Below are 18,922 nucleotides of genomic sequence, written 5' to 3' on the forward strand. Positions count from 1 at the left end.
CCTTCTCCTATTCCCAAAGAAACTCTTCAGGGATTGGGACGCCCTTCACCTCGCGCCGTACGCGCGACCAGAATTCGCGGACCTTGGCGCGAACAAGCTGCGTTTCCATGCCAAGCACCTTGAAGATCAATCCGGCATCGCCGGGGAGGCGACTGATCCCGGCCGCCCACCCCTGTTTTGGATCGAATACCGGATCGATCTGCTCGAACAGGCGGTCGGTATGAGCTTTCGGGGTCAACAGCAGGACATTGGCAAAGACATCGAAACCGGCCATGACGGCTATATTCCGGATATCGGCGCTCCGTGGCTCGATGACGAATTTCTCGGCGAACAAGGCTTTTCCATCAGGACGTTCGGCCTGGACCGCGACTGAGAGAAGATCATAGGCGAAGAGCTCGCCATTCGCATAATGCTTGCGGCCTGGCATAAGGATTTCCGAATAGAGCAGCGTCGCGGTGGGGTCGATCCTGATGCGCGTGTGACTGACGAAGCGGCAGTTCTTGTGCGGGATCACGGGAAGCGGCAGATATTCGAGATAGGCGCCGGCGGCGAGCGTGATGTCCTGGGTCTGGGTGGCGAAGTTTGCATCCATCTCGTGGATCTTGGTGGCCGCCTGTGTGGTAACATGCGCCTCCGCGCCCTCCGCGAGATCGATTCCGATGGCGTAGCGGTCGCCCTGGAGAATGCCGCCGGCATTGCTGATGATGGAGACGCAGGGCAGCCCCGGCATCTCCTCGTCCCAGTAAAGCGCTTGCTGCACGAGGAGCGGGGCGCGGCGGTCGAGCTTGATGAGTGCCGTTCGATCCCCCCGGCGTTCGAAGCCGAGCTGCAGGGACGCGTTCTTGCCAAGGCCGCCGCTGCGCAGCTGTCTCGGCTCATCGCTATAGCGCGACAATTCCTTGTTTTGACACAAGTCCGCTGGAAAAGCAGTTCCTGCTTTTTCCGGGAAAGCCGCTTCGCGCTTTTCCTGGACCTGCTCCAGCCCCGGTGCATGGATCTGCAGCACAGCCGACCTATTCCGCCGGCACGGCGAGATCGAAAAGCACGTTCTCGCGGATCAGATGAACAAGTTCGTGAATGCCTTCACCGGTCTTGCAATTGGTGAAGATGAAGGGCTTGTCGCCGCGCATCAGGCGAGAATCACGGTCCATCACTTCGAGGCTCGCGTCGACATAGGGCGCGAGATCCGTCTTATTGATCACCAGAATATCGGACTGCGATATCCCCGGTCCGTTCTTGCGCGGGATCTTGTCGCCGGCCGCTACGTCGATGACGTAGATGAAGAAATCAATGAGCGCGGGGCTGAATGTCAGGGTCAGATTGTCGCCGCCGCTCTCGATCAGGACGAGATCGGTATCGGGAAAGCGCGCCTCCATCTCCTCCACGGCTGCCAGATTCATGCTCGGATCCTCGCGCACCGCGGTATGTGGGCATCCACCGGTTTCCACACCGATGATGCGCTCTTCGATCAGCGTGCCCTTCAGCGTGCGTTGCACATGCTTGGCGTCCTCCGTCGTCACGATGTCGTTGGTGACGATGAGGATCTTGATGCCCATCTTGATGAGCAGCGGGGTTATCGCCTCGACGATGGCGGTCTTGCCGGAGCCGACCGGGCCACCCACGCCAATCCGGGTAATCTTCTTCATCATCATATCCTCAGTTCATGAACATGCGCAGATGCGCCTTCAGGTGCACCGCGGCCAGAATGTCGGCGACTGGCGCAAAACTTCTCATGTCGTCCAGCGTATCGGTGTGAATCTCCTCGTAGATTTCCTCGATGGCTGCGTTCACCTCCAACAGGATCGCCTGCGTTTCGAGAAAGGTGATACGCATCAGCCGGAGCGCCGCGCCGAGGATCATGGATGCGACGCCATATTGATGGGCTGCGAAGGCCTGGCGGGCGTCGATGCCAAACCCGCTCGTCACCAACGCGAAGCCGATAGGGAAAGTGCCAGGCGTGGCGCCGCTGCGGATCATCGCGTTCCAGTCAGCCAGCAGGCCTGTCCCGACAAGATGTTCGCCGAGTTCGCCGAGCTTTTTGCCCATGCGAACCGTCATCGTTCGCATCTCTTCATTGAGCCTTCGCTGATAAGCAGCGTGATCCGTGGCGACGATCGACCGAACGTCCGCTGCCTGGGCGGCCCGATGCGCCGTCAGAAGCGCGATACCGTCCAGGGTGGCTGCCTGCCTGACCGCCGTGAAAACGAATTCCCGCAGCGAGGCGGCATCATGGACAGCGCCCTTCTGGATCGCCGATTCAAGCCCGTTGGAAAAGGTGAAGGCACCGACAGGCAATGCCGAGTCGGAAAACTGGAGGAGCTGCAGCAACCTGGTGAGATCGCTCATGGCGCTAACTATGACTGTGGCTGTGGCCGTGGCCGTGGGCGCGGGTATGCATATGGCCGTGATCGGCGTGGGCGTGGGAAGCCGGTTCGGCCCCGCCGAACAGCCGACGTGACTCGTGCGGTGCAAGATAGGGGATGACATCCTCACCGGGCACGAATTCAAACGTGATGCCCGAGAAATCATGGGTCCGCATGACCGAGCTCATGACCTTCTGGTCGATTGTCAGCGGAACAAAAACCTTGCTGCCCTTGACCACTGCCGGCCAGTGCTGGTTTCCGAGCGCATGGCCGAGCTCGAAGCATGTGCGAAGGATGATTTCCGGTGATTGCGTCGCGACATTGCCGAGATCGATCACCATGACCGACTTCAGCTCCGTTTTAACGACGACGGCGCATGATCCGGCCTCGTCCCATATCAGAATATCGCCGTCATGCAGGTGCGTATTGCGGTCAAGCGAAATCGCAACCTCGAGATCGCCACTCGTGCGTTTGCGCAGGCGGTTCTTCTGGGCTTCCCATTGATCGAGAACGAGCCAGTCGATGCGAGCTGAATCCAGCTTCTGTTTCCAGAGAACCTCTTTGGTATTGCCGAGAACCTGTTCTATCAGGATCATTCATCACCCCATCAGCTGAAGAAATACAATTGGTTGAGCGCAATGGTCTTTGGCGGATCGACCGTGGCGTGGACGCCGTCCACGGTGACGGCGAAGGTCTGCGGATTGACGTCGATCTTTGGCAGGTAAGCGTTGCGCACCATGTGCTCCTTACCAAGCACCCGCGTGTTTTCGACCGGAATGACCATGCGGTTGAGCTCGTACTTCTCCTTCACGCCGGCATCATATGCGGCGCGGGAGACAAAGCTGATGCAGGTCTTCGGCAGGGCCGTTCCGTATGCGCCGAACATCGGGCGATAGTACATGGGCTGCGGAGTGGGCAGCGAGGCATTGGGATCGCCCATATTGGCCCAGACGATCATGCCGCCCTTGATCACCATCTTCGGTTTGGCGCCGAAGAAGGCCGGCGACCAAAGGACGAGATCGGCCACTTTTCCGGGCTCGATGGAACCGATCACATGCGAAAGTCCGGCTGTGATCGCCGGATTGATCGTTACCTTGGCCAGATAGCGCAGCACACGGAAATTGTCGTTGCCGGGTGCGTCCTCCGGGAGCTTGCCCCGGGCACGCTTCATCGCGTCGGCGGTCTGAAAGGCGCGGAGGAAATTCTCTCCGATACGGCCCATGGCCTGCGAGTCGCTGCCGATGATGGAAATCGCCCCCATATCATGGAGAACGCTTTCGGCAACAATCGTCTCGCCGCGGACGCGGCTTTCGGCAAAAGCCACATCGGAAGGGATCTTCGGATTGAGGTTATGACAGACCATGATCATGTCGAAAAGTTCCGCCACGGAATTGACGCCGGCCGGCAGCGTCGGGTTCGTCGAACTGGGCAGGACGTTCCTCTGGCCGACGACCTTCAGAAGATCTGGCGCATGGCCACCGCCGGCGCCCTCGCTGTGGAATGTATGGATGGTCCGCCCGTCGAAAGCCGCGATCGTATCTTCGACGTAACCGGCCTCGTTGAGCGTATCCGTATGAATGGCGACGGAGACGTCGTATTCATCGGCGATGGTGAGGCAGGAGCGGATCGTAGCCGGGGTGGTTCCGTAATCCTCGTGGACCTTGAAGCCGGCGGCGCCCGCCTTCAGCTGCTCGACGAGTGGTGCGGTGCCCGTCGAATTGCCCTTGCCGCAGAAGCCGACATTGATGGGGATATTCTCGATGGCCCGCAGCATCATCTCCATGTTCCACGGACCATTGACCGAGGTCACGCCGTTCGAGCCGTCGGCGGGACCGATCCCGCCGCCCCAAAGCGTTGTGATACCGTTGCTGAGAGCCGCATAGGTTTGCTGCGGGGAAATGAAGTGGACATGGGTATCCATGCCGCCCGCCGTCAGGATCAGATGCTCACCGGAAATGGCGTCGGTGGATCCGCCCGTCGTCAGACCAGGGGTAACACCATCCATGGTGCTGGGATTGCCGGCTTTTCCGATGCCGACGATGCGGCCGTTCCTGATACCGACATCGGCCTTCACCACACCCAGCATAGGTTCGAGGATCGTCACATTGGTGATGACGAGGTCGAGGCAGCCAGCCTCCTGGGTCAGGAGGCTGTCGGAGCCCATGCCGTCGCGCAGGGTCTTGCCGCCGCCATATTGCAGCTCGTCACCATAGACGGCTCGCAGATCCTGCTCGATCTCGACATAGAGATCGGTATCGGCCAGGCGAATCTTGTCGCCCACCGTGGGGCCGTAGAGATCAGCATATTGGCGGCGGGATATCTGGGTCATTGCTTCTCGTCCTCACGTTTGGCATGGCGATCCACACCCGGCACAATTCATGACGTGGTCTTGAAGCCTCGCTTGCGTGCGAGCTCCACGGCGCTGGCGAAATTCGGCCGGTAGTTCGGCTCGGAGCCTTCGCCGGTCCAGCCGTCGACGAGATTGTTGAAGCCATAGGCGAAGCGCTTGCCTCCGAATGGTACAACGGTGACGTCTTTCTCGTCCCCCGGTTCGAAGCGGATTGCCGTGTTGGCGGGAATGTCGAGCCGCATGCCGAAGGCGGCGCTCCGGTCGAAGGAAAGATATCTGTTGACCTCAAAGAAATGGAAATGCGAGCCGACCTGTATCGGCCGGTCGCCCGTGTTGCGGACCTTGAGGGTGACGCGCGGCCGGCCGGCATTGATCTCGATGGGGCTATCCGCGAGATCATAGCCACCGACCGGTATGGATTGGGCCTGCTGCTGAGCTCGGCTCGATTTAGACGCTTTTTTCTGTGCGGACGCCGGTTTGGCGGTGGTGGAACGCTTGGATTTATCTGATCCGGCCATACCTTTGCTCCTATTGGATTGGCTGGTGAAGGGTCACAAGCCGGCTGCCGTCGGTGAAGACGGCCTCGATTTGGATCATCGGGATAAGGTCGGCGACGCCGGGCATCACGTCGTCGATGGTCAAGACGGAGCGCGCGCCGCTCATCACATCTTCGACGGAGCGCCCCTCTCGGGCCCCATCGAGAACATAGGCGGACAGCACGGCCACGGTTTCGGGATGATTGAGCTTGATGCCCTTGGCCTTCCGCTTCAGCGCGATATCGGCCACGGTATAGGTCAGAACCTTGTCGAGTTCTCTTGGAGTGAGGTGCATTGACGAAGCCCCTTCAAGATTTCAATCCATGGGATCGGCCAGGCGCTTTGCGCCTGGCTTGAAAGCAAGATCAGAGCACGCCGCCGAGAACGCCCAGTCCCGCGACGGTCATCAGCCCGCCGGCAGCGCGAACCAGAGCCGGTTCGTGACGCGCGCCGATCCGACCGATCAGCATGCCTATGCCGATGCCGGCCAGGTGCAGGAGCGCCGTCGAGCTGACGAAGCCGAGCGCATATCCAAGAGCGCTTGTGCTTGCCGGCATTTCGGCACCATGCGCATGACCATGGAAAACCGCGAAGATACCCACGATTGCCATGGTCACGAGAAGCGGCGCGGCAATGCCGAACGCGATGGCAGCTCCGAGAATGACGACCGAAAGAGCAATGCCCAATTCAACGTGGGGCATGTCGACACCCGTGGCGCCCAGAGTGCCGCCGACGACCATGAACAGCAGAAAGCTCAAGGGAACGAACCAGAGCGCGCGGCCGCCGATCTGATAGGCGAGAATACCCACGGCGATCATGGCGAGCATATGATCGGCACCTGTAAGCGGATGAAGAAAGCCGTGAGAAAAATCAGCCGCTGCGCCGGTTCCAGCATGAGCCCAGGCAACGGATGGGGTGAATGCTGCGGCGATTGAAGCAATCGACCGGATTGCCAATGATCTCAATTTCATGGAGAGCCCCCTGAATGATGATCTTGCGTGAATTGGCAGGCGATACAGAATTAACACTACCTAATATAATATCTTATTTCACATAGCATGTGATTCGTCAGTTAACTTGCGCTTAAAATCATAGAATTGCTTTGCTTCATTATGTCAACTTAAGAAAATACTGAATACGAGGTGTCAGCGCAGAGAATTTCCAGTTTCTTCCGTGATATCCCGAGCCTGGCTGCCGGCATGCTCATCGCTTCGCCAAAGCAGCGCCCGTGTTCTGGTTCTTCATGTATGTGAGAGAGGAGGGCCGCGGTAAGGCTTTTTGCCTTTGCCGCCAGTGCGTGGCCATCCTGACACTGCCGATTACCGCGGATTACACCACACGCAAGTAGCCGGGGCAGATGGCAATCATTGTATTGCTTCGCCGGCCAACCAAGGTCTTTTCCTGGCGATCAGATACTTGGCTAAACGCTGACCGGGTTTTTCGACCGCTAGGAAAGTCACACAGGCGGCCGCGTAGACGAGGGGTATCAGGATGACGGTCACCGCCATAAAGCGCGCGGGCGGCGCGAGCGTGTCGCCAAAGGCGGCGATGAAATAGGCGGCAATAGGCTGCAAGAAGATGAAATGCCAGAGATAGGCGCCAAAGGACAACTCCCCCAGCCAATGGAAAAAGCGGTTTCCGAGGAAGGAGGAAAGCGCCTCGAGCCTGGCGGCCAGGTTTCCGCCCAGCAGGCGATGATAAAGCAAGGCGAAAAAGACCGTGACCAGGAGAACCCGCATCAGCATTTTTGCCATCGTCATGTCGCCACCGATCGGCAGCAAGGCAAGTGCCGTTGCTGCCATGCCGTGGAGAACAGCCTTCGTTCTATTGGCCTGAAGGGAAAGCGCCAACAGCATCCCACAGAGGAACATATGCATTTTCAACGGCAGGAACGCCGGCATGGGAAAGCGGATTCCGGTGAGCTTGAGCATCAACCAGATCGCGGCTGCAATGAGAGCCGTGAGCAGGGCGCCCTTCAACCAGCCGGTTTTCCGCAGCAAAGGCATGATGAAGGGAAAGGCTGCATAAAACTGCATCTCGAGCCCGATGCTCCAGTCCGGCAGCGGCGTCCGATAGGCATAGTCCGGCGAGAGGCCGAAAAGGAAGCTGAGATGCATCAGCCCGTTTGTCAGGCTGTGGTCGAGGAAGCGGTATGGCGCCTGCGGAATCCTGCCGAGAAAATGATCGATGACCATTCTGGCTTCGAACAGCCAGGGGCCAAGAGCGAGGGCAATGGCCAGGAGGAGATAATAGAGCGGGGCAATCCTGAAGTAACGACGAATCCAGAAGCGTCTCCAGGTGGAAGTTAGCTCCCATGGTTCCTTGCTGGCACGCAACTGATAGTGAAACACCATCAGGAAGCCGGAGAGCATGATGAAGAGATCGACGCCGAGATCAGGCTCCGACAGAACCGGCAAGCGCCAGCCCGTCAGCAGGAGCGCATGACCGATCATCACCCAGAGGGATGCCAATCCCCGCAGCCCGTCTAGACATTCGATGCGGGTCTGGTGGCCAATGCTGATTTCTCGGGGATCATGCTCTGTCATCGGCAACCCTCGTCCTACTGGTCCAATTCCAATATTTGCGTCTCGTTGGGACAGGCTTTCGAACAAATGCTGAACTCGAAAGACAACCAGCCAAATATTTGAATCGAGTGGAGCCAGCAGCTTAACGTCGCGATGCTGCAATGCACAAGAGCCCCGCATGAGGACGATCAAGGCTGGAGCGGGCCATCATATGGCGGCCGTGTCCGTCAATGGCAGGGTTTCGGGGAATTTTTGGGATGATACAGTTGTTTTCGGACGTGCTCTCCGTCCGCCGTTCAAATTTGATATCCGGCGGTTACCGGGCGTGGAACGGCAAAGGTTCGGGTGTGAAGGGTCAGCGGCGCACCAGCGTCAGATCCGTTGTCTGGCGGGTTGGTCCTCGCGCGCCGATGCGGTCTGTCACGAGGATTTTCAGCCTGTTCCGGTCGAGGCTGACGATCCGCATATTGGCGGTCGTATCCCCATAGAGCGGCTTTGGCCATTTGACGGTCATCTCAACAGCTCCGCCGCGCATCCTACCGGAAAGCCGCGCCGTGCCGACACGAGCGCCACTATATGTGCCGGTCACGCGACCCGAGCGGCCGCTGAGGGCGAGATCGGCGCTGATCGTTCGCGTGAAGACCAGATAGGCGCTGCATGTCCCTCGCAAGGCGATGCGGTTTGCGCCCGATGGCTCAACCACAAAGTTGCACCGCGCCCGATGAGCGGTGGCTTTTGGGCCTTCAACGACCGTCCCCGAAGCACGAAAAGAGCCGGTGAAGCGATCGAGCGGTGCCGCTGCGGCCGGTCCCGACCAGCCGAGCCATGCCAATTGCATCAACAGCACTGCAGCGATATGCCTGCTCATGTACGAACGCCTTCCTTTCCACATAGAAAGTGAAACCGTGGCATAATTGTTCCCAAATGCCGGCTGGCGTCGTGCGGGAAATGCCTGGATGCGCGCATATGGCCTCGCCAATCCGGAAGAAGCATTCGCTTTGCAAGGCGGTTCTGGCCCTTCGTCTTTGCATTTAAGCCTCGATGTGTTAACTCCGCGCGACTTCAAAAAGAGGACGTAATGGGCCGCACGATCAGCGCCGCGATAGACGATATCCTCACCGGTCTCAGGATGAGGCGGGTGTGGATCGCACTTGCCAGCGAGGATATTGGCGACCAGCACCGGCGCACCGCGCTGGGGCCGCTCTGGCTGCTGCTCAACTATCTCATCTATGTCGGCACATTTGTCCTCATCTTCGGGTTGAACTCGACCGAGCACAATTTCCCGGCCTACGTCTCCATCGGAATGCTCGTCTGGCTTTTCCTTCAGGAGGTCGTGATCCTGGGCGTCACGCTCTTCAACCGCGAAGAGAGTTTCCTCCAGGGAACGACATTGCCATTGTCGGTCTATGTGCTTCGGCTGACGATGCAATCGCTGATCCGCACGGGATATGCGGCGCTCGGCTGCCTGGCGATCCTGCTCATCACCGGAACCATGCCGACTACAATCTGGCTCTGGTCGCTTCTCGGTATCGTGCAGATCATCCTCACCATTCCCGCGGCGATCATCGTCTGCGCCGTTGCGGGCGCCTTCTTTCCCGACCTGCAGTTCATCGTCTCCAATCTCATGCGGGTCGGCATGTTCCTGACGCCGATCTTCTGGGTGCATGCGGGCAACGACATTCGCGGCAAGCTTTATCACTGGAACCCATTCACGCATTTCATCGAAACCGTGCGGCTGCCGATCACGGAAGGTCAGGTTCCGGTCCACTCATTCGTCATCTGCCTTTTCATCGCTGCGGCACTTTGGGTCGCAGCTATCTTTTTGCTTGGCAAATTTCGAAAACAAATCGTATTCGTGCTTTAATGATTTCGATCCGTGCCGAACATCTGGGCCTGACCTACAGGCTGCGACAGAAGCTGACGCTTGCGCCGCGGGACAATCGTGTGCCGACAGGCGGTCATATCGATGGCGGGCGACGGGCTCGCTTCGTCACGGCGCTGGACGACGTGAATTTCTCATTGGAGGCGGGCGACCGGCTGGGGTTGGTAGGAACCAACGGCGCCGGCAAGACGACGCTCCTCAAGGTGCTGTACGGCATCTACGAGCCAACGAAGGGGCACGCCGTCATAGAAGGTCGCGTGGATGCCCTGTTCAACATCAATCTCGGCTTCCGCCGCGAGGCCACGGGCCGGCGTAATATCATGCTGCGCGGGCTGATCAACGGCTGGAGCCAGGCCGAGATCGAGAAGCGGATGGATGAGATCATCGAATTCAGCGAGCTCGGTGATTTCATCGACATCCCCTTCAAGGCCTATAGCCAGGGCATGGCCGCGCGGCTCGCCTTTTCCGTCGCGACGAGCCTGGAACCCGAAATCCTCCTGATGGACGAGTGGATCGGCGCGGGCGACCCCAATTTCCAGGACAAGGCCAAAAAGCGGATGAACGAACTGGCCGAAAAGGCCGGCATCATCGTGCTCGCCAGCCACAATCATGCTCTGCTTAAACGCACCTGCAACAAGATTCTCGAACTGGAGAAAGGCCGGGTGAAAGCGTTTCAACCGGCCGAGGAGTGGTTTGGGAGGAAAGCGGAGAAGGAAGTTTCCTGAACTGAAAGCAACAGATGGTAAATCGCTGGTTCTGCTGATTACTTAGCTTCGAGAACGCGTCTTCTTAGACGGGACATAAACACGAGATCAATTTCATCGATTTTGTGTTCCGTTTTCTCGCCCCAAAAAAAGCATCCGCTATATAAGCGAAGTATTTTTGCAGAACCAGAGTAGTCTTCGACGAGATTTTCTAAATTAGCAATGGAAGTTTCAGAAATTTTGCTAATTGTGCTTTCATTCTGCATTGTCTTGGCAATATTGCGTATTTCACGTGAGGCATTAGCCGTTATGCCGGCGCCATGTTGCTTGAAACGATACATGTCCCAAGCCAGCCCTTGGACGGTCCAGCGTCGGAAATCATGTGGGTGGGCGTGATAGAACTGATTAAACGGCACTTCGACCCAGATAAAGCCGCCCACTTTTAGGGTTCGATACATTTCGAAGATTGCGAGCTGTGGCTCGAATACGTGTTCCAAAACCGCATTACACACATAACAATCAACCGAACAGTCGTCGTATGGGAGGTCATGAAGATCGACGTTTTCATCGATCAGTGGCCCGGTATCGAATTTGTCAATGGCAATCCAATCAGGGCCGTTCTTTCTTCCTCGCGCTCCAACCTGTATTTTACGCCGGAGCTTCTCGACTCTATCACCGAATCTTCTTCTCTCGATGTCGCGAATGCTCATATCGGTACCCCTCGTTGAAAAACTAGCTAGCCGTATTATCAAAGTGGGTAGGGATTCCTTTCAAGAGACGGGGGCTTTTGTACGATTATCCTTGTCGAAAGGTATGGAGCGCAGTTTGATTGAGTTCAAGTCAACGATTGCCGCCAAAGGAGTTCGCGGAAGAGTTTTTCGTGTTCGATAGCCCACCCACTCCAGTTGAGGCCCCTCATCCGAGACGACAGGAAGTGCCGCTGTAAGACGTGCTGATCAGCCAACTCTATCAATACCTTTTTGAGCGCTGTCACGTCACCAACAGGATAGGACACGTGCGGGAATTGTGGGATGACGCCAATCTCAGGCGCAATTGACATTGTTCCGCATGCAAGCGCCTCCATAAATGGGACCGGGCCTCCTTCGAGACGACTTGGTACCAGCAAGTAGTTCACAGCCCGATAAAAATCGGCGGACTCCAGATTCCAGACCGGCACGTTCCAGCCTTCTTTCGTCGCAACGATCCTTACCTTTTCCGTTATGTCAGGATCTTCAAGGAGCGCTTGGACGATATCTTCGCCCTTACGACCCCCAGGGTAAGTTCGTCCAACGAGACCTACTGTAAGCATGGGGCGGAAGTGAGTATCTGCGCCCGTTACAATCATGGTTATCTTGCTGTCGGGAACATCGAAACTGCGGAGGATATCCGCTGTAGCTTCCGATATAGCAACACAGTGGTCTACCTCGTGAGCTGTTTGAATAAATTTATCTGCAAGATGATCAGGGTCATAGTGGGTAAAATTCGCCACTGTAGTGCCAGTTTTCGGTTTAGCATTGAAGTAACCATAATTGATATAATAATTAATCTCTGCATCTGGCCAATCTTCATTTATACGGACATTTTGTGCCCCCATGTGCTTAGAAATTTCATCAGCCATGCGGTGCATGATCCATCCCGGCTTTTCGGTGATAATGCGTACACGCGGACGGCGCACCTCAGTAAGGGGTCGACCATTGTGCAGGCGCTTGGAATAAGTCAGGATACGCTCTAGGTCCTCTCGAGGCGTTCTGGTTTCTCCAGTCTTCTTGCGTGTGGCATTCTCTATATGCAACGCTGTAGCGCTGGAAACATAAAGTATTTCTCTGTCGAACTTCTCACGATAGGAAAGATTGAGCGCTATATCCTCGCCGCAAACGTTAAACTTTTCATCGAATCGCAAGGCATCGAATTCCACCTTTCGCATCAAAATGAACGCGCCAGTGACACTTGGGACAAACATATCGGTTGAAAGTCGTGGGTCGTCCCATTTTACTTGGTGCTTTAGGCGGTGATAAGGAGAGCCATCCTCATTAAAAAAAACCCCCGCATGTTGCAGCTTTTCATTGAGATAACGAAGGTTGATACCAACCATCCCAACAGCTGGACTAGCGATTTCCGCCAGCGCTCGATGAATCGCTCCACGATCGGGTATCACATCATCGTTTAGAAACAATACATATTCACCTCGCGCAAATCGGGCTAATGCATTATTATTACGTGCAAAGTTGTAAGGTCTCTGCTCTACCAGATGAAAACCGAGACCGTCTGGACATTCGATCTTTTTGGTATCGGCGGTTTCACCGTTCCACGAACAAAGAACTTCATAGGAAGCGCCAATTCCGTTCTCTGCGACGGCCTTTAGGAGGCGTGTCATGTTCTCTGCGGTTCGAGAAATCACAAGAATGGATAACTGCGGGTTCGCAACGGCATTGCTAGGATTTCGGAATGTTAGGGTCATATCAGGCGCTTTTCATCAGGAATTGGCTTGGTGGGCTGCTAATATGCGTTCGTAGAGGGCTTCATATGCCTCGAGCATCTGATCATAGGAGTTCAAGCTAGACAAACGCTTTCGCGCTGCTAATCCAAGCCTGCGCCTCTCTTCTGGCTTGTTGCAAAGAAGGCGGAGATGGTCGTGAAGTTTTTCGATGTCACCCTCATCATAAAACAAGCCACTTTCTTTATCCACGAGTTGTTCCTTCACGCCGAAACAAGGCGTTGAAATAATAGCTAGCCCAAACTCCATCGCTTCCAAAATCACTCTTGGATAGCTTTCGATCCGTGAATTCATTACAAAAACATCTGCGGCCAAGTATAGCTCAGCAATTTTCCGCCGTTCAGCCTCCGATGCCGATTCTTGGACAGAAATTACCCGTAAGCCTTGTTTTGACAAATCGTCAAGTTGCTCGCGGATATTGCGAGAATATTGGCTTTCATTCATGCCGGCTATTGCTAAAACGGTTCTCTGTTTTGTTGTTTCATCAATGTGCTTAAGAGAATCTATTAAATCTTGTTGCCCTTTTCTTGGGCTAACAGTACCAACACTTAGCAGCAACACATCATCTTCACTTATACCTAGCGAGGCTCGCAACGAAGGTCGATTCGTGCCGTAGACGAAGCGCATCAAGCGCGTGATATCAATGCCGTTCAATACTGTCAGGTTCTCTACAACATTATCTAGGCGCGATCGCCATTTGCTACGAGTTGCTTCTGCAACGAATACAACAGCGCTTGCTTTAGAGAAACATGAGTATGCAATCTGTCGAAGATCCCTAGGCAAGTAATCGTAATAGGTTTCTGGATCTTCACTTTCACGGATATTCCATATTGATGGAATTCCGGCTTTGTGTGCGGCTAAAATACAATGAAAGTTTTGCAAAGTATTAACATGCGCAAGTGTTCCACCTGAGTTTTTATAATGGTTTGCTAAATTACTTATCCATTTGTCGCGTTCTGCCGGACTGGTTAGCCGAAATTGCGATATTTTATGTTCTAGACACTCTATATTATTGTGTCGATAGGCTTCGGCCAGCGGTCCCATTTGGGGTGCCATTGAGATGGGATGAAATTTTCCGCGTTTCTTTATGCCGTACGCAATTTCAAACAAGCTATTGGGTGCGCCTTGGAGTTTTAAATTATGGCTTTCATAAATGATTATTCTCGCATTTGAGGGATTTGCTATTCGAGCAGTTGCCTTCTCCGGTATAGGAGCGAACGCACGATTTTCGCGGCGACCCCACTTTACGTAGTGTAAAAGTGGATTAATACCTGCAGCCGCAACGTCAGAGTGGATCTTGAAGTAAGTAATAGCATCGAATTTTTGAGAAGGATTTCGTTTCAGTCTCCAACCCAACCAAAGGTAATGCTTAATCGGATCTATACCTAAGGCTTTTACGTCAGGATATTCTTTGAGATACCAATCGGCATCAAAAAGGCCAGATGCGTGAATTAATTCAACATCCTTGTTGTTAACGCTCGTCATTCAAAGCCCCCAAATCAAATGTTTATCATGCAAGCTGACCGGGTGCCGCTGTCGCGCTCGGTTGGCGGCCCTCCGCAGCACCAAAGCGGATATAATGTAGCGCCGGGTCTACACCTCTAGCGGAGACGTCCGGATTTTCCGACAGATACCAGTTTTCATCGAAAATACCGGAGCGTTCTAGGCGTCCGAGTGCGCCGGCATAGCGGATGCGGTGCCAGAGATTGGCCCAATGGCGCCGCTTTCCGGCTGCCCTTACAATTCGACGTGTGGTGCCGGGCAATTGTCGAATTTGGCTAAAGCGGTTTGTTCTCTGCTCGTGCTGCTGCAATAGGCGCGTCAACGTGGTGATCTCTTCGAAACGCTCCTTCAGCCGCGTTTGTAATTTGTCACGCTCGGCTTTTGCGCGCTCAATCTCGGCTTTGAGTTTGCGGATTTCATTATCGTTTTCGTTGCGTATCTTTGCCGTTTCACGCGTCATGCGTTCAATTTCCTGGGCGTGGCTTTGACGCTGCGCGGCCAGATCCTTCCGCAGGGCGTCGACTGACGACTGGGCTTCCGTTGCCTGCGTTCGTGTAAGCACCAGCGCCTCTGTTGCCTCTGCCATCTGCTTCTGCACAATAAGAAGCGCCTCTTCCCTGTCCTTCAATTGGAGATGGCTTGCATTCTCCAACTTGCGCCTCTCCCGGAGATCGGCAAGAAGGAGTTCGGTGTGTTCCTTGAAACCCTCGGCAAGTTTTTCCATTTCGCCTCTGTGGACTGTTATGCGATTCAGCTCCTCGCGGGCGGATGTTAGCTCCGCCGTCGCTCGTTTCGTCTCGTAGCGATGTTGCTCTAAAGAGTTTTCCATCTGCGAAAGCTGGGCATTTGCTTCGGCTAGCTTTCTGGTCTTGAGATCGGCCTCCCGCCCTCGAGCAATCAGATCAGCGAAAGCCGGCGCGGCAGCATTCAGCTCGCCGCGCAGCTGGTCGAGCGCAGCAAAATCTTCTGGTTGTTCGCGGCTTCGCGCCCATCTATCGAAGATCGTAAAGGTTTCGCGGAGCCATGTTGAAAGGGCCGGATTTTCAAGGACACGCTCGGGCGTTTCCTTGTGATGCCGGTATCTCTCTGAAAGAAAGGCATCGATTTCCATGCTCGCTTCACCGGACATACGTGGCCAGGAAATCTCAAGAGTGCTCTCTGCGTCTTTGAGGACCGCGCTCCACACAGTCAGCAGCCGGTCGTAACTGGTAAAATAGCGCGACACTCCACGCGAAGTGAATTCGGCATCCAGCATATGGCGCAACCACAGGAGATGGCCATAGGAAGGGTCAAAGCCGTTGCGCTTTTGTAGCGAAGCCGCGACTTCGAGCGGATTGCGTACAGGCGTTATGACCAGCGGACGGATGCCGGCGTGCTGAAGGGTCTCGATCCAGAATGGTGCGAGACGGCAGATGCGGGGTTCCTTGAGGACGAACAGGCGCGAATCCCCGAATTCCTGTTCGAGCGTTGCGATGGCTTCTTCGCGGAACCTGTCTATTTGAGAAGAATTGAGCTGGTGAGAAGTGAACTCCAGCCAATCATCCCACTTGGTGCCTGCGGAAGTGAGGATCCGATCATTTAGCTGGGCGATCGGGGTGGGTTCCCAGTGCCCCGTTTCATTCGTGGGATGTGCCGGCATCACGGTTTTGGGCAGATCGCAACCAACGAGGTTCAACACCCGGGTCAACGCGCTCGTGCCGGAACGGTGCATGCCTAGAACGAGAACACAAATGCGCTGCTGCGGATCGATTGCTTTAGCTGCTTTCTTCACAGGTGAAACATCCCACTCGTTTCTACTGAGCCCCCACCCACTCGCGATGTCCGATACCGGCGCTTGAGCGCCACAACAATCTTCCGCGCCCTCGATTCGTTATTTCTTTTCATAGCGGCAGAGGGAAGGCAAGCGTTGAAGGTTTTATACAAAGGTTGGGCATTTATTTCCACGTTCCTGTTCGTTCCGGCCATAAGTATCATGCAGCCGATTTCGATATCTGGCGCATCACGTTGAGAATCTCATTCAGGATTTCGCTGGGCTGGTCCGGAAGAGCTTTCAGGACATGGCCGTTTTCCGATCTGGCGACAGCTGCGGCCTGTGCGCCGAGCGAGAAGCAGAAGACCGGAAGGCCGGTCGCCAGCATTTCGTGGATGGAATAGGAGAAGGTCTCGGGCCAGATCGACGGCATCAGCCAGCATCCGATCTGCTGCTGTGCGGCGATGCTGGTGAGGTCTTCGAGTTGATACTGGCCATAGACGTTGATCGCGGAATGATGAAAGCGGTAATCGAAATTCCCGATGACGGAGATACGGACGCTTCGGTCCTTCGGAAGAGCGGCCGCCAGTTCCCTCACCGCAGACGCGCCTTTCTGATAGCCGATATTGCCCAGGATTCCGATCGTCAGGACGCGGGCGTTGGGCGGCGTTACGGGTGAGGGGAGGGCACGAAGGCGGTGTGGCTTAACCGTGATCTTGGGTGCAATCGTCGGATAGGCTCTGGAAACGATCTCCCGGCTGCTTTCGGAAAAGACCTCGATTTGCTCAGCAGCGGTCATCATGTCGCCCCACACCTTCCGCCATTCGCGGATATCGGCATCGGCCACCGCGCTGTTGGGGTTGCCGGCCCCGAGGCAGACCGTGCAGACTTCAATTGTCGGGATTCCGCAATATTTCCCGTTGTTGTCCAGGAGCGTATAGGACGGGCAGAGCGGAAAATAATCGTGGATGAGGACCGAGAGACAATCCCGGGGACGGCGAAGCTCCGTCATCAAGGCGGCGAGCTTGAGCGGATCGCGTGATCCGACGATGCAGGAATAGACCAGATCGAGCTGATCGGCGGTATGGAGGAGGTCACGCAGGTTCCCGGGATTATCGGTGTGAACCCTGGTTCTGCCCGCGGCGGAATGGATTTCCATCTCGTAGAGTCCGGCGCCCGTGCGCTCGCGCACGGTGACTGCGCCCTGGCCGAGCGTTTCGATTTCCGATTTGATGCGGTTTTGCAGATAAGCCTCGGCGCCACCGCCCATATCGTGGCCGAAATAGACCGGCAGGGGCCTGGCCGGCCTCTTGATTGCTGCAATGGCCAGTAGAATCCGGGCAGATAGAAGCGGATCCGTTGCAATGAAATTCTGAACATCCCCGTCATAATCGGGATATCGCCGTGAGATGATCGCGCCGTTCGAGCGCACCAGACGGGTTTTCGCCTCCAGGCCGAATGAACTGCCGCCACGGTGTTCCACGAACAGATTCGGCACCGCTACATGACGCCCGCCGAGCGCCCGCGTTTTCTGGCACCAGTCGACCTCTTCGCCGTAGCCTTTCCCAAAGGCCTGGTCGAACGCCGGAATGCGGCCGAGGAACGTCTTGTTCATCGCCATGCAGAAGCCCACGCCGGTCGGTGCTTCAAGCGAGAGAACCGCCGCGTCAATATTGCGCGCGACGGAATCGATCTCGTCCACCTGACCGGGTTGCAGGTCGGCCTTCCGACATATCACCGGCACGGAGAAAATCTCGGCGTCATTGGACATCGGCGTGGCCGAGGCTACCGTCTCATCGGCGATGATCGGCGCCATGAGCCGGGAGAGCCACCCTTCGGGCACAAAGGCATCGGAGTTCAGGAGAACGACGTGATGCCCTTCCGCGGCTGCCAGTCCTTTGTTGACCGCCTGTATGAAGCCGAGATTGTGTTCATTCTCGATCAGAAGAACTCTCGACTGACGACCGGCAACCCAATTCCGCAGCCAGGGGCGCACACGCTCGTCCGTGGAACAGTCCTCCACGATGATGAGGCGGAATGGTCCTTCGGTGAAACGATCGACGCGGTCCAGCACTTCGGGTAAAAGTTCATACCCGTTATAAATGGGAAGAATGATGAATACCTCCTCATCGAGCACCAGCTGCGGCGAACTCTGGGTCAGAATGCCGGTGGCCAGATCCACCTCAGGCTTGCGCTCGAAAGTGAAGTACTGATCTTTCAGCCGACTTGCGGCAAGGGGATCGCGCAGGACGAAATATCGAAACAGAAGAGGGATGTTTCTGACGCCCACCCATGCGAGATGGAAGAAGATCGAGCCAGTGGAATATGCGCGCTCCATACGCGTCATCGCGGTGAACGCATAGGCCCGGGGACCGTCTATTCCGTCAAATTCAACACACAGGTCATCGTCGCGAAAAGGAAAATTGATGTTGAAGCCGGTGCGCGTATCAAGCCGTAAACCCAGAGCATCATTGATATCGTGACGGGCCTGGTCTGGAGCGATCGAACGACGGACGGATCCCGAGATCAGCCGGAGAGCGGGTTTTATCGTCCACCCCTTCAGGTGTACCATGCCGCGTTCGACCTTGATCTCTTCGAAACGGCCGACGATTTCGCCCTTTCCGTCCTGGAGGTCGAACCCAGGCCGTGCGTTGCGGCGGGTTTCCAGAAGGATACGATTATAGACGAGTTTCAGCTTTCGCAGTTCTGCAGCGAACTGACCCCAAAGCTCGGCCGGGCGATTAATTGTTAACATAGCGTTTTATATCAGCCGAGTACGCAACGGGTATCCCGTTTCCGTTCATCCGGCATCGAA

At 55.9% G+C, this 18,922-nt stretch carries 17 protein-coding genes; 2 read left to right on the top strand and 15 right to left on the bottom strand.

Features of this window, described 5'->3' with window-relative positions; all coding sequences use genetic code 11:
- Positions 1–7: 7 nt before the first annotated feature.
- The 10 genes from ATN84_RS13280 to ATN84_RS13325 all read right to left on the bottom strand — a co-directional run bounded on the left by ATN84_RS13280 (position 8) and on the right by ATN84_RS13325 (position 8,642).
- On the bottom strand, positions 8–913 hold the full coding sequence (locus ATN84_RS13280) for an urease accessory protein UreD (protein ID WP_068882638.1): 906 nt from the start codon (positions 911–913) through the stop codon (positions 8–10).
- Positions 914–1,013: 100 nt separating this feature from the next.
- Positions 1,014–1,646, bottom strand: coding sequence for an urease accessory protein UreG (gene ureG / locus ATN84_RS13285; RefSeq protein WP_068882639.1), 633 nt, complete (start codon positions 1,644–1,646; stop codon positions 1,014–1,016).
- A 10-nt stretch (positions 1,647–1,656) separates the two neighbouring features.
- Positions 1,657–2,346: an urease accessory protein UreF gene (locus tag ATN84_RS13290; RefSeq protein ID WP_068882132.1), complete on the bottom strand. Its 690-nt coding sequence runs from the start codon at positions 2,344–2,346 to the stop codon at positions 1,657–1,659.
- Between the two features lie 4 nt (positions 2,347–2,350).
- Positions 2,351–2,959 (bottom strand): urease accessory protein UreE, encoded by a 609-nt coding sequence (locus ATN84_RS13295; RefSeq protein ID WP_068882133.1) that lies wholly within the window; start codon positions 2,957–2,959, stop codon positions 2,351–2,353.
- A gap of 11 nt (positions 2,960–2,970) precedes the next feature.
- A complete protein-coding gene (locus ATN84_RS13300; protein WP_068882134.1) occupies positions 2,971–4,692 on the bottom strand; it encodes an urease subunit alpha in 1,722 nt (573 codons plus the stop codon).
- A 47-nt stretch (positions 4,693–4,739) separates the two neighbouring features.
- On the bottom strand, positions 4,740–5,231 hold the full coding sequence (locus ATN84_RS13305) for an urease subunit beta (RefSeq protein ID WP_068882135.1): 492 nt from the start codon (positions 5,229–5,231) through the stop codon (positions 4,740–4,742).
- Between the two features lie 10 nt (positions 5,232–5,241).
- Positions 5,242–5,544 carry an urease subunit gamma gene (locus ATN84_RS13310; RefSeq protein WP_068882136.1) on the bottom strand — a complete coding sequence of 101 codons (303 nt, stop codon included), beginning with the start codon at positions 5,542–5,544 and terminating at the stop codon, positions 5,242–5,244.
- Positions 5,545–5,614: 70 nt separating this feature from the next.
- Positions 5,615–6,214: a HupE/UreJ family protein gene (locus tag ATN84_RS13315; protein WP_425287411.1), complete on the bottom strand. Its 600-nt coding sequence runs from the start codon at positions 6,212–6,214 to the stop codon at positions 5,615–5,617.
- Between the two features lie 399 nt (positions 6,215–6,613).
- Positions 6,614–7,795: an acyltransferase family protein gene (locus tag ATN84_RS13320; RefSeq protein WP_068882138.1), complete on the bottom strand. Its 1,182-nt coding sequence runs from the start codon at positions 7,793–7,795 to the stop codon at positions 6,614–6,616.
- Between the two features lie 334 nt (positions 7,796–8,129).
- Positions 8,130–8,642 (bottom strand): hypothetical protein, encoded by a 513-nt coding sequence (locus ATN84_RS13325; RefSeq protein ID WP_068882139.1) that lies wholly within the window; start codon positions 8,640–8,642, stop codon positions 8,130–8,132.
- A gap of 210 nt (positions 8,643–8,852) precedes the next feature.
- Between ATN84_RS13325 and ATN84_RS13330 the strand changes: the two genes are divergently transcribed.
- Together ATN84_RS13330 and ATN84_RS13335 are read left to right on the top strand one after the other, a co-directional pair.
- On the top strand, positions 8,853–9,638 hold the full coding sequence (locus tag ATN84_RS13330) for an ABC transporter permease (protein WP_068882140.1): 786 nt from the start codon (positions 8,853–8,855) through the stop codon (positions 9,636–9,638).
- Positions 9,638–10,381 carry an ABC transporter ATP-binding protein gene (locus tag ATN84_RS13335; RefSeq protein WP_068882141.1) on the top strand — a complete coding sequence of 248 codons (744 nt, stop codon included), beginning with the start codon at positions 9,638–9,640 and terminating at the stop codon, positions 10,379–10,381. Before ATN84_RS13330 ends, ATN84_RS13335 begins: the two co-directional genes overlap by 1 nt.
- Positions 10,382–10,419: 38 nt before the next feature.
- On the opposite strand, the gene ATN84_RS26190 is transcribed toward ATN84_RS13335, so the two are convergent.
- The 5 genes from ATN84_RS26190 to ATN84_RS13365 form a co-directional block, all read right to left on the bottom strand.
- Positions 10,420–11,070 carry a methyltransferase domain-containing protein gene (locus ATN84_RS26190; protein WP_082766281.1) on the bottom strand — a complete coding sequence of 217 codons (651 nt, stop codon included), beginning with the start codon at positions 11,068–11,070 and terminating at the stop codon, positions 10,420–10,422.
- A 125-nt stretch (positions 11,071–11,195) separates the two neighbouring features.
- Positions 11,196–12,818 (bottom strand): glycosyltransferase, encoded by a 1,623-nt coding sequence (locus ATN84_RS13350; protein ID WP_082766282.1) that lies wholly within the window; start codon positions 12,816–12,818, stop codon positions 11,196–11,198.
- A 15-nt stretch (positions 12,819–12,833) separates the two neighbouring features.
- Positions 12,834–14,339 (bottom strand): glycosyltransferase family 4 protein, encoded by a 1,506-nt coding sequence (locus tag ATN84_RS26195; RefSeq protein WP_082766283.1) that lies wholly within the window; start codon positions 14,337–14,339, stop codon positions 12,834–12,836.
- 25 nt (positions 14,340–14,364) lie between these two features.
- Positions 14,365–16,128 carry a hypothetical protein gene (locus tag ATN84_RS13360; RefSeq protein ID WP_153020235.1) on the bottom strand — a complete coding sequence of 588 codons (1,764 nt, stop codon included), beginning with the start codon at positions 16,126–16,128 and terminating at the stop codon, positions 14,365–14,367.
- Positions 16,129–16,327: 199 nt separating this feature from the next.
- Positions 16,328–18,862, bottom strand: coding sequence for a glycosyltransferase family 2 protein (locus tag ATN84_RS13365; protein WP_068882147.1), 2,535 nt, complete (start codon positions 18,860–18,862; stop codon positions 16,328–16,330).
- Positions 18,863–18,922 lie beyond the last annotated feature (60 nt).

The organism is Paramesorhizobium deserti (assembly GCF_001558695.1).
GTDB lineage: Bacteria > Pseudomonadota > Alphaproteobacteria > Rhizobiales > Rhizobiaceae > Paramesorhizobium > Paramesorhizobium deserti.